This window comes from Nocardiopsis ganjiahuensis DSM 45031, from assembly GCF_000341085.1.
In the GTDB taxonomy this organism is placed as follows: Bacteria; Actinomycetota; Actinomycetes; order Streptosporangiales; family Streptosporangiaceae; genus Nocardiopsis; species Nocardiopsis ganjiahuensis.
Map to the genome: position 1 here is coordinate 1 of NZ_ANBA01000019.1, position 9,737 is coordinate 9,737.

General features: G+C 72.8%; 8 protein-coding genes and 1 pseudogene. 5 read left to right on the plus strand and 4 right to left on the minus strand.

Annotation, left to right across the window (positions count from 1 at the left end; all coding sequences use genetic code 11):
• Window positions 1-126 precede the first annotated feature (126 nt).
• The gene (locus D458_RS0125835; RefSeq protein ID WP_026119685.1) at window positions 127-534 is read right to left on the minus strand and encodes a MerR family transcriptional regulator; all 408 of its coding nucleotides are present in this window, start codon (window positions 532-534) and stop codon (window positions 127-129) included.
• Window positions 535-744: 210 nt separating this feature from the next.
• Complete coding sequence (locus tag D458_RS0125840; RefSeq protein WP_193374657.1) at window positions 745-1,965, minus strand: PP2C family protein-serine/threonine phosphatase; 1,221 nt, start codon at window positions 1,963-1,965, stop codon at window positions 745-747.
• Between the two features lie 311 nt (window positions 1,966-2,276).
• On the opposite strand from D458_RS0125840, the gene D458_RS38015 reads away from it, so the two are divergent.
• Window positions 2,277-3,035 (plus strand): hypothetical protein, encoded by a 759-nt coding sequence (locus D458_RS38015; protein WP_017589612.1) that lies wholly within the window; start codon window positions 2,277-2,279, stop codon window positions 3,033-3,035.
• Window positions 3,036-3,095: 60 nt separating this feature from the next.
• Here D458_RS38015 and D458_RS0125850 read toward each other — a convergent pair whose 3' ends face one another.
• Entirely contained in the window at window positions 3,096-4,211 is a 1,116-nt protein-coding gene (locus D458_RS0125850; RefSeq protein ID WP_017589613.1) for a TetR/AcrR family transcriptional regulator, read from the minus strand.
• 112 nt (window positions 4,212-4,323) lie between these two features.
• On the opposite strand from D458_RS0125850, the gene D458_RS0125855 reads away from it, so the two are divergent.
• The 3 genes from D458_RS0125855 (at window position 4,324) to D458_RS0125865 (ending at window position 7,330) form a co-directional block, all read left to right on the plus strand.
• Complete coding sequence (locus tag D458_RS0125855; protein ID WP_017589614.1) at window positions 4,324-5,370, plus strand: daunorubicin resistance protein DrrA family ABC transporter ATP-binding protein; 1,047 nt, start codon at window positions 4,324-4,326, stop codon at window positions 5,368-5,370.
• Window positions 5,367-6,176 carry an ABC transporter permease gene (locus D458_RS0125860; protein WP_017589615.1) on the plus strand — a complete coding sequence of 270 codons (810 nt, stop codon included), beginning with the start codon at window positions 5,367-5,369 and terminating at the stop codon, window positions 6,174-6,176. The genes D458_RS0125855 and D458_RS0125860 overlap by 4 nt, the downstream gene beginning before the upstream one ends.
• 200 nt (window positions 6,177-6,376) lie before the next feature.
• Window positions 6,377-7,330, plus strand: coding sequence for an alpha/beta fold hydrolase (locus D458_RS0125865; RefSeq protein WP_017589616.1), 954 nt, complete (start codon window positions 6,377-6,379; stop codon window positions 7,328-7,330).
• A 94-nt stretch (window positions 7,331-7,424) separates the two neighbouring features.
• On the opposite strand, the gene D458_RS34280 is transcribed toward D458_RS0125865, so the two are convergent.
• Window positions 7,425-8,234 carry an MFS transporter gene (locus D458_RS34280; RefSeq protein ID WP_017589617.1) on the minus strand — a complete coding sequence of 270 codons (810 nt, stop codon included), beginning with the start codon at window positions 8,232-8,234 and terminating at the stop codon, window positions 7,425-7,427.
• Window positions 8,235-8,460: 226 nt separating this feature from the next.
• Between D458_RS34280 and D458_RS0125875 the strand changes: the two are divergent.
• A pseudogene (locus D458_RS0125875) lies at window positions 8,461-9,737 on the plus strand (zinc ribbon domain-containing protein); the annotation flags it as partial.

Here is a 9,737-nt window from a genome sequence, read left to right on the forward strand (position 1 = left end):
ACCGGCGTCAGGGTGGGAGATGACCGCGAAGGTCCGCCGCCGCTCCGCCTCGTGCGCGACCTCGGCCGCCACCTTGTCCGTCACCGGCACCGTCGTCGCCACTGCGCTTCCTCCGTCACTGTTGATTCACCTGTGGGCGAGCCGGTCGGGGCGCTGTTCGCGCAACCGGTCGGCGAACTCCTCGGCCGTCGCCAACTGCGTGCGCAGAGTCAGGCAGCGGGCCGCGACGGCCGCCTCGAAGGCGTCCAGCCTCTCGTTCAGGCGCTCGCGTTCCTCCCCGTCCGCTTCGGCGCTGCCCGGACGGCCCAGTGCCTCCAGGAGTTCGCGGGTCTCGTCCAGGCTGAAGTCCAGCGGCTTCATGCGCTTGATCAGCTGGAGGCGGTCCACGTCCTCCTCGGTGTAGAGGCGGAACCCTCCCCGTGAGCGCGCCGAGGGCTCGACCAGACCGACCTCTCCGTAGTAGCGGATGGTCCGCAGAGACAGCCCGGTCCGCTCAGCGACCTCGCCGATCTGCATGTGCTGCGTTTGGGCCATGTCGGCTCCCCTTCCCGCGAACCCTACTCTAACGTCAGGTTTGCTTGCGTGGTGTTCGGACGCTGAGGACACACCCGACCACCCGCTCCCCCACCGCCCCGGGCCCCATCCGGGCGCCGACCCGCCCGGGTCTCGGCCTGCCGCCGGGTACCTCCGCGCGGGGGCCCGGGCTCCCGGTCCGCACCGGAACGAGGTGGTGGCAGCGCCCGTTCAGCGGGGGCGCGGAACCTCGCGGTCGGGGGTCCACTCCAGCAGCATGATGGTGGCGTCGTCGCTGAAGCTGCCGTGCTGGTGTTCGGTGATGGCGTGGATCAGGCGACGCAGGGTCTCCGGGGCGGGTTCGTCGGCGGAGGCGGCCCGGATGACGAAGTCGGCGAAGCGCTCCAGCCCGAACAGGTTTCCCTCGCTGTCGTGCGCCTCGGTGACCCCGTCGGTGTACAGCAGGACCTGGTCGCCGGGTTCGAGGGCGATCTCGTGCACGGTGCGCGGGAAGGCGTCGGAGAGCATGCCGTCCAGGCCGAGCGGGAGTTCGGGGGTGCGCTCCATCGCCCCCTCCACCAGGCGTTGGCGGCGGATGAGCAGCGGCACGGGGTGGCCGCAGTTGGCCCAGGAGAACACCCCGGTGGACAGGTCCAGGGTGGCGAAGATCGCCGTGCAGAAGCGCTCCGGCAGCCAGGTGATCAGGGCGCGCTCCACGTTGGCGGTGAGTTCGGCCAGGCTGGCTCCGTTGCGGCGGCCGCTGCGGGCCCCGGCCATGGCGACCGAGGCGGTCAGGCCGGAGGCGAGGTCGTGGCCCATGGCGTCCAGGATGACGGCGTGCAGGGTGTCACGGGTGATGGAGTGGTCGAAGGCGTCGCCGCCCAGCTCGTAGGCGGGTTCGAGGACGGCCGTGGAGACTCCGCGTCCGGCCCCGAGGGTGCGGGGCGGCAGGAAGGCGCGCAGCATCTCGGTGCGCAGCTGCGCGTTGCGGGCGCGGGTGCGGCGGACGTAGGTGTCGCTGTAGGCGCGTTTGGACGTGATGACCAGGGCCAGCAGTGAGGCGAGTGTCTGACAGCGGCGGAGCGTGGGCTCGTCGAGGTGGGCGGCACGGATGTGCAGGACGCCGATGCGGTCCGCCCCGTCCTTGAGGGGGAACCAGAGACTGAGCGCGTCGGGGCCGGCCTCGACCAGCCGCAGGGTGTCGGAGCGGTAGGCCTCGCCCGCGACGGTGGAGTCGACGTCGAGTATGGGCCCTCCGGTGAGCGGAACGAGCAGGCGTTGTTGCAGGTCCACCAGGTGCACGGTGATCTTGCCGAGGCCGATCGCCGCTCCGTAGCGGTCGGCGGCCTCCAGAACCTCCAGGGGCGCGCACCCGTGCACGGATCTGACGAGCTCCTGGAACAGTCGCTCGCTCTCGCCGAGCGAGATCACCTTTTCGCCGCCCTCTTCCACGAGCTCACCCCCGATGGTCCCCGTACCCCGAAGTTCTCAGTGTCGCATCGGGTACCCGGCTGGCCCAGGGTTCGGCCTCGCGTGTCCCTTAGCAGGTCAAAACACCCCTTTCGGCTTTCCGTGCCACCTGGAGTCAACATTGGTTGACTTTTTCGGATGGTCAACCTAGGTTGACACAACGGGGCTCGAAGCCTTCGGTCCGCACACGACCCACCCGCCCCGGTCCGAGTCCCGCCCCGGTCACCGGAAGGCGCGGGCACCCGCCAGGCCAAGAACCCGACCACACCGGTCCACCGACCCGAGGAGACCCGATGAACACCACCTTCGACGACCCCGCACCAGAACCCGGACCCGAGGACCCGCACGCCTGGACGGCGCGCGGCTTCGCGGTGGCCGAGGCCCGCAGATGGATCGACGCCGGGTTCGCCCTGGACGCCGCAGAACGGTGGCGCGAGCGCGGGGTGTACCGTCCCGCCCCGGCCCGGACCCGGCGGGCCGCGGGGCTGACCCCCTACACGGTCGGTCCGGCGCTGCGGGCCGGGATGAACCCGGGCGAGGCCGTTCGCCGGCACGAACTCGGCTACAGCCGGGCCGAGGCCGCCGAGCGGCACCTGGCCGGGGAGCGGCCGCACCCCAAACGGGTGTTCGCGAGGCTGCTCCGGTGTCACCGGGACCGTGACCTGGACCTGGACGACGCCGAGGCCGAGACGATGTACGCACTGCTCCGCGCGGGGGTGCGTCCCGCCGCGGCCCGCGCCTACCTGGACGCGGGCTGGCGCGGCCGGGAGCCGGTGCCGTGGGCGCGTGCGGGGGTGAACGCCGCCCAGGCCGTGCTCTACCGGTCGCTGGGTCTCACCCCGAAGGAGGCGGCCCGTTCGGCCGGGACCGGGCAGGACGCCGAGGAACTGCTGCGTACCTGGTGGGACGCGGGGGTGCCGCGCCCGGACGTGGCCGCCTGGGTGGCCGCCGGGTTCTCCGCCGAGGAGGCCGCGAGCGCCGTGGCGGCGGGCCGCACCGTGGAACAGGCCGCGGTGCTGCGCGCCCTGGGCGGCCGGGAGCCGGACGCGTGAGCGCCGGACCGGAGGTCCCCGGGCGCGGGCCGGGCCCCGGACGGGGACACCGGCCCCGCCTCAACGCCTGGCGCGGGTGCCGGCCCGGCCGCCCTCCCGGGTGGGCGCTTCCGGGGTGAACGCACCCACCGCATGGGCCGCCCCCCTCCCCTCGGAGCGGGCCACCACCCGGCCGCCGTGCAGCCGGAGGGCGGTCTCGGTGTCGTCGTCGGGCTCGGCCGCCCCTGCGGCAGCGGCCACGGCCGGGTCGAGGACGATCCGCGGCCGTGCCCAGGCCCGGTCCGGGAAGGAGTGGGACAGGCAAACGCGCAGTTCGGCCAGGACCAGCCGGACCAGCGGCAGGAGTTCGGCGGGCTCGGCGGTGACCGGGACGACGGTGACCGGAACCCCCTCCGGCACGGCGCGCAGGGCCTCCTCGACCGCCTCCAGCCGGTGCAGGCCCAGTACGGTCACGACGCCGTCGTCGACGGGGACCCGCTCCCCGTGCAGGGTGTCCAAGGCGGTGGGCGCGGCCCAGGGCTCGTCCACGGGCCGGGCCGCCGGGACGTGGGCGATGTGCGGGAGCGGCCAGCTGTCGTCCAGGTCCAGCCCGGCGAGGCGTTCGCAGGAGCGGATGACCGTGAAGGGGTCGGTGAACCCGGGTGCGGCGGCGGCCAGCTGCCCGGCCCCGTGCAGGGTGGTCAGGACGCTCTGGGCGGCCCGGACCCGACGCCGGCCGGCTTCCTTCCCCGCGTCGGGGCGCTCGGGTTCGAGGTGTTCCAGTGCCAGTGCCAGCAGCACCGCACGCAGGGACGTGAGCTGCGCGTACACCCTGCTCACCCGGGGGTCGGCGGTGACCTCGGCCATGAGCTCGGTGCCGACGCGCTCGTCGGTCCCGGTGAAGGGCAGGCGGGCCACCCAGGCGCGGGCGAAGGCGCCCAGCGCCTCCTCGACGAGGACACCGTCGGCGGTCTCGCCCAGCGGCGCCCGTTCGGCGGAGTCGGCCAGAACGGCCAGGTAGAGGGCGCGCTTGCCCGGGAAGTTGGAGTAGACGGCGCCCCGGGTGAGGTCGGCGCGGTCGGCGATGCGGTCGATCTTGGCCTCCCGGTAGCCGCGCTCGGCGAACTCCTCCCGGGCCGCCGTGAGCACGCGTGCCCGGTTGCGTTCCTGCTGCTGTGCCCTGCTGAGCCGAACCATCTTCCTCCTTGCCGCGGTGTCCCCATCCTACGTTGAGATACCAGCAGCACTCAGATACGGTTAACATCCAAATGACATCAACATCTGAAATCTCCGGAGGGTGGCGTGAGCCGTGACTGAGTACGCGTTCCGAGCCGAGGGACTGGTCAAACGGTTCGGGAAGACCACCGCGCTGGCCGGGGTGGACCTGGCGGCCCGCCCCGGCTCGGTCCTCGGGGTACTGGGCCCCAACGGCGCCGGGAAGACCACCGCCGTCCGCATCCTCGCCACCCTCGCCCGCCCCGACGGGGGCACCGCCTCCGTGGGCGGCTTCGACGTGGTGCGCCAGGCCGCGCGGGTGCGCCGCCTGATCGGACTGACCGGCCAGCAGTCGATGGTCGACGATGAGCTCTCCGGCCGGGCCAACCTGGTGCTCATCGGCCAACTCCTGGACCTGCGCCGCACCGAGGCCGCCGCCCGGGCCGGCGAACTCCTGGAGCGCTTCGAACTCACCGAGGCCGCGAACAGGCCCGTCGCCACCTACTCCGGCGGGATGCGCCGCCACCTGGACCTGGCGGCCTGCCTGGTGGGGCGGCCCCGCGTGGTCTTCCTCGACGAGCCCTCCGTGGGTCTGGACCCGGGCAAGCGCGAGGAACTGTGGCGGATGGTCCGCGAACTCACCGCCGAGGGCACCACCGTCCTGCTCACCACCCAGTACCTGGAGGAGGCCGACGCCCTGGCCGACGACATCGCGGTGATCGACCACGGCCGGGTCATCGCCGAAGGCACACCCGCCGAACTCAAGCGCGTGGTGGGCGGGCAGGCCGTCTCACTGCGGACCACCGACCCCGAACGGAGCCAGGCAGCCGCCGCCGTCATGGAGCGGGTGGCGGGCCGCGCGCCCGAACGCACCCGGCAGACCCTGTCCGTCCCGGTCGAGAGCGACACCGCGGCCTGGGAGATGGCGGCGGGCTTGCGGGAGCGGGGGATCTCCGTCACCGAGTTCTCGCTGCACCTGCCCGGCCTCGACGAGGTGTTCTTCGCGCTCACCGGCACCGGCCGCACGTCCGCGACCCCCTCGGCCCCGGTCGGCACGGGAACCTCCCCCACGAACGGGACAGACCCCTCACCCCCAGTCGGCCCAGCGCCCTCGGACGCAGGCAAGGAGACCAGCGCATGAGCGCCCCCACCGTCGACACCGCGGGCACCACGGCGCCCCGCCGCCCCGCCCCGCTGCTGCGGCACAGCCTCGTCCTGGCCCGGCGCAGCCTGGCCAAGTCCCTGCGCAACCCGGGTTCGCTGGTCAACGGCGTGATGACCCCGGCGCTGTTCATGGTCCTGTTCGTCTACCTGTTCGGCGGATCGGTGTCCGGCTCCACCGACGCCTACCTCCAGTACCTCTTCCCCGGCGTACTGGTCATGGGTGCGGGCATCGCCGGGATGCTCTCGTCCGGGCTGACCATCAACATCGACATGAAGAAGGGTGTGTACGACCGCTTCCGGAGCCTGCCGATCGGCCGCTCCGCCCCGCTGCTGGGCTCGGTCCTCGCCGACCTGGTCCGCTACCTGATCACGGTGCTGATCCTGTTCGCGATCGGTTTCCTCATGGGATTCCGGGTCGGGACCGACCCGGCCTCCGCGGTGGCCGCCTCGGCCCTGGCCATCGGGTTCGGCTTCGCCCTGAGCTGGGTGATGGTGTTCCTGGGGGTGCTGCTGCGCGACGAGAGCGCCGTCATGGCGATCACCTTCGTCTCGATCCTGCCTCTGCTGCTGGGCACCAGCATGGCCGCGCCGGTCGACACCCTGCCCGGCTGGCTCCGGGCCTGGGCCGGGATCAACCCGGTCACCCACACGATGGACGCCGCCCGGGCCCTGCTCACCGGCACCCCGGCGGGCGACTCCGTCACCCTCACCCTGGTCTGGTCCGCGGCGCTGGTGGCGGTGTTCGCCCCGTTGTCCGTGTGGGCCTTCAACCGCGAACGCTGACCCGGGTGCGGCCCGGCCGGGCAAGGGCACTCTCCCGGGCCGCCACCCGCGTGCGCCGGTTCCGCCCCGGACGTGCTCCCCACGTACTCCGGGGCGGGTACCGCCTGTCGCCGTTCACCGCGCTCCCCTACGCTGACCCCGCCGGTCCGAACCCCCGGCCCCGCCTTCCGGACGGGGGACGGGGAACGAGAGGAGTCGCGTTGAGCGTCAAGCACCACCACGTCGAGGTGAACGGCCTCCGCCTGCACGTCGCCGAACAGGGCGAGGGCCCACTGGTCCTGCTCCTGCACGGCTTCCCCGAGAGCTGGTACTCCTGGCGGCACCAGTTCGGCCCCCTGGCCGAGGCCGGGTACCGGGTGGTCGCACCCGACCAGCGGGGCTACGCCCGCAGCGACCGCGCCCCCTCCGCCGAGGAGTACACACTCCCCCACCTGGTCGGCGACGTCACCGCGCTGATCGGGGCGCTGGGCGCCGAGAACGCCGTGGTGGTCGGCCACGACTGGGGCGCGCCGGTCGCCTGGACCACCGCGCTGCTCCGCCCCGACCTCGTCCGCGGCGTCGCGGGGCTGAGCGTGCCGCCGCTGCCGCCCGCGGGCATGCCCTCCATCGGGGCCTCCCGGCACATCTACGGTGAGGGCTACTACCAGGTCTACTTCCAGGAGCCCGGGAAGGCCGACGCCGAACTCTCGGCGGACCCGGCCTCGACCCTGCGCCGCGTCCTGGTCGGCGCGTCCGGAGCCAACGAACCCCGGCCCTGGGTCGTCCCCGAGGGCGGTGCCCTGCTCGACGCCATGCCCGAACCCACCGGACTGCCCGACTGGCTGACCCCCGAGGACATCGCCGTCTTCGCCGAGGACTACTCGGCGCCGGACGCCTTCACCGGACCGCTCGACTGGTACCGCAACATCGACCGCAACCAGGGCCTCATGGCGGCCTTCCAGGGCCTGCGCATCGAGGTCCCCGCCCTGTACGCGCTGGGCGACAAGGACATGGTCAGCATCCTCGAGGGCGTGCCCGAACTCCGCCGGGCCCTGCCCCTGATCGCGCCGAAGCTGCACGCCGACATCACCCTGCCCGGCTGCGGCCACTGGACCCAGCAGGAGCGCCCCGACGAGGTCAACGCGGCCCTCCTGGACTTCCTCGCCGCCCTGTAGAAGGCACCTGTACAGGACAGCGGGCAGGCCCCGGACCGGGTGTCCGGGACCGGCCCGCCCCGAAGCCGCCGCCCGCGGATCCGGGGCGGGCCGGTCACACGCGGTCGCTCTTCTCCACCGGCTCGGGCTCCGGTTCCCGGGCCGGTCGGACGGTGCGCGCGGCCGGGGTCAGCAGCACCGCGACGAGCACCAGGACCAGAACCAGAAGCATCGCCTGACGGAGCCCGAAGTGCTCGCCCACGATCCCCAGAACAGGCGGGCCCACGAGGAAGGCGATGTAGCCGATGGTGGCGGCGAAGGCGACCCTGGACGCCGTCTCGGCTCCTGTGGTCTCCCGCCCGGTGTCGCCCGCCGCGGAGAGTGCGACGGGGAAACCGAGCGAGGCTCCCAGGCCCCAGAGGAGCACCGAGGCCACGACGGCCGGCTGGTGGTCGACGAAGACGACCCCCGCCATCCCGACGGCTCCGACCAGCGCGCTGGCGGCCAGGACCGCGGCGCGACCGAACCTGTTGACGAACACGCCGCCGACGAAACGGCCCAGTGTCATCGCCAGGGCGAACACGGCGAAGGCCGCCGACCCCCAGGCCGCGTCGAACCCGTGCCCGTCGACCATGATCAGCGGGAGCCAGTCGTTGGCCGTTCCCTCCGCCATCGCCAGGGCCAGGATGACGCCGCCCAGGAGGAGCAGCCGGGTGTCCCGCCACGGGGCCGCCACGGGGGCGGGCGCGACGGCGCCGCGGTCGACGGCCTCCCTGCGGCCGAACCCGGCGGGGATGTCGCGGACACACAGCGCCAGACCGGCCACGATGACGGCGCTCATGAGGGCCAGGTGGGCGACCACGGGGAACCGGAGCACCGTCATGAGCATGCCGAAGCAGGCGCCGACGAACGTCCCCAGGCTCACCAGTTTTCTTAGTGATCCCTGGTTTTCCTCAGTTCTGCTTCGGGTGGCCTGGAGGCGCTGACCGCTGGGTTTGGCTGAAACCTCCACCCTTTGTCACTCCCTCCTGCCATGATTCGAACATGTCCACCCCTTTCCCGGCCCACAGCCGACCTCTGGCCGGGGCGGCCACCCCGGCCGTCCGCCCCGGCCAGGGTCCGCCGGTCCGGGCCGTGCGGGGTGGTGACCGGTGAGCCGCAAGATCCCACTCGCCCAGGGCCAGACCTGCCGCACCGCCTGCGTCCGCGCGCTCGTCCACTCCGGCGTGGATGAGAGGACCGGCGAGGTCCTGACCGCTTCTGCCCTGGCCGAACGTGTGGGCTGGTGCACCGACCTGACGATCGGTATGGTCTCCCGCCTCCTCAGCGAGCACTTCAACACCACCGACGTGGACACCCTGACCGCCGGGGCCGATGCCCAGGGCCGCAGACTCCCAGCGAACGCGTGGATGGCCCTGCGCCGCCTGGGCTGGACCACCGCACCGCCCCAGGGTGTGCGGGTCAACGACCGGATCGTGCGCATGGCCCAGGAGAAGGCCGGACGCGTCTTGCGGTCGGTGCAGTGGCGCGCCGATGTGGTCACCGCAATCCTGGCCACCTGGCCCGCTGATCCGAAGAAGCGCACTGAAGCCGAGTGGAAAGCGGTACGCGCCGCGATCCCGGGCGGCGAGCACCTGCCCTCCAGCCTCATCAAGTCCCGCACCCGACAGATCGCCACCTTCGAGCGCAAGAACGGCCGTCTCCCGGCTGATGTGTTCGAGCTGGAACCATCGCCGGGTGTGGCGCGGATGCTGCTGCTGGCCGCCTGTGACGGGCAGCAGGCCACCATCGAACGCTCCGTGACCGAGCCGACCAAGGTCCTGCTGCGCTTGCAACTACCGACCCGCCCCGACCCCGCCTCCTACCGGGACTGGACGTGGGTGGCCTGCCCCCTGAACCTGCCGCCCACCGTCCCGGCGAACGCCGTACTCCACCTGCCCACCCTGCGCACCGTCGGCGGGAAGGTACGCGCTGATCTGGCCTACACCCACCCCGTTCCCCAGGCCCAGCGCTCGGGTCACTCCGTGGCCCTGGGTGTGGACTGGGGACTGAACACCCTGCTCTCGGCGGGCGCGGCCCGGCTGGGCGAGGACGGGCGCATCACCGCCCTGGGCGCGGGCGCCCAGTTCCGGGCCGGGGGTGTGCTGGCCAAGCAGGACCGGCTGCGCAAGCAGTCCGAGCGCCTGCACGCCAAGACCGACCAGTACGCTCGGCTCGCCGATCCCGCCCTGGAGGGCAAAGCCCTCGTCCTGGCCGAGGAGATCGAGCACGTTTCACAGCGCCGCTCCCATCTCAACGACGCCTTGGCCTGGAGCGCTGCCCGCTGGACGGTGGACCAGGCCGTTGCCGCGGGGGCCACGGTCATCTACCTGGAGGACCTGAGGTCGATGGAAGCGGGCGGCATGGGCCGCACGCACAACACCCGCCT

What these genes read in the sequence shown, in the direction of transcription:
- D458_RS0125835 (WP_026119685.1), bottom strand. Translation starts at nt 534, where the DNA reads ATGGCCCAAACGCAGCACATGCAGATCGGCGAGGTCGCTGAGCGGACC.
- D458_RS0125860 (WP_017589615.1), top strand. Translation starts at nt 5,367, where the DNA reads ATGAGCGCCCCCACCGTCGACACCGCGGGCACCACGGCGCCCCGCCGC.
- D458_RS38015 (WP_017589612.1), top strand. Translation starts at nt 2,277, where the DNA reads ATGAACACCACCTTCGACGACCCCGCACCAGAACCCGGACCCGAGGAC.
- D458_RS0125850 (WP_017589613.1), bottom strand. Translation starts at nt 4,211, where the DNA reads ATGGTTCGGCTCAGCAGGGCACAGCAGCAGGAACGCAACCGGGCACGC.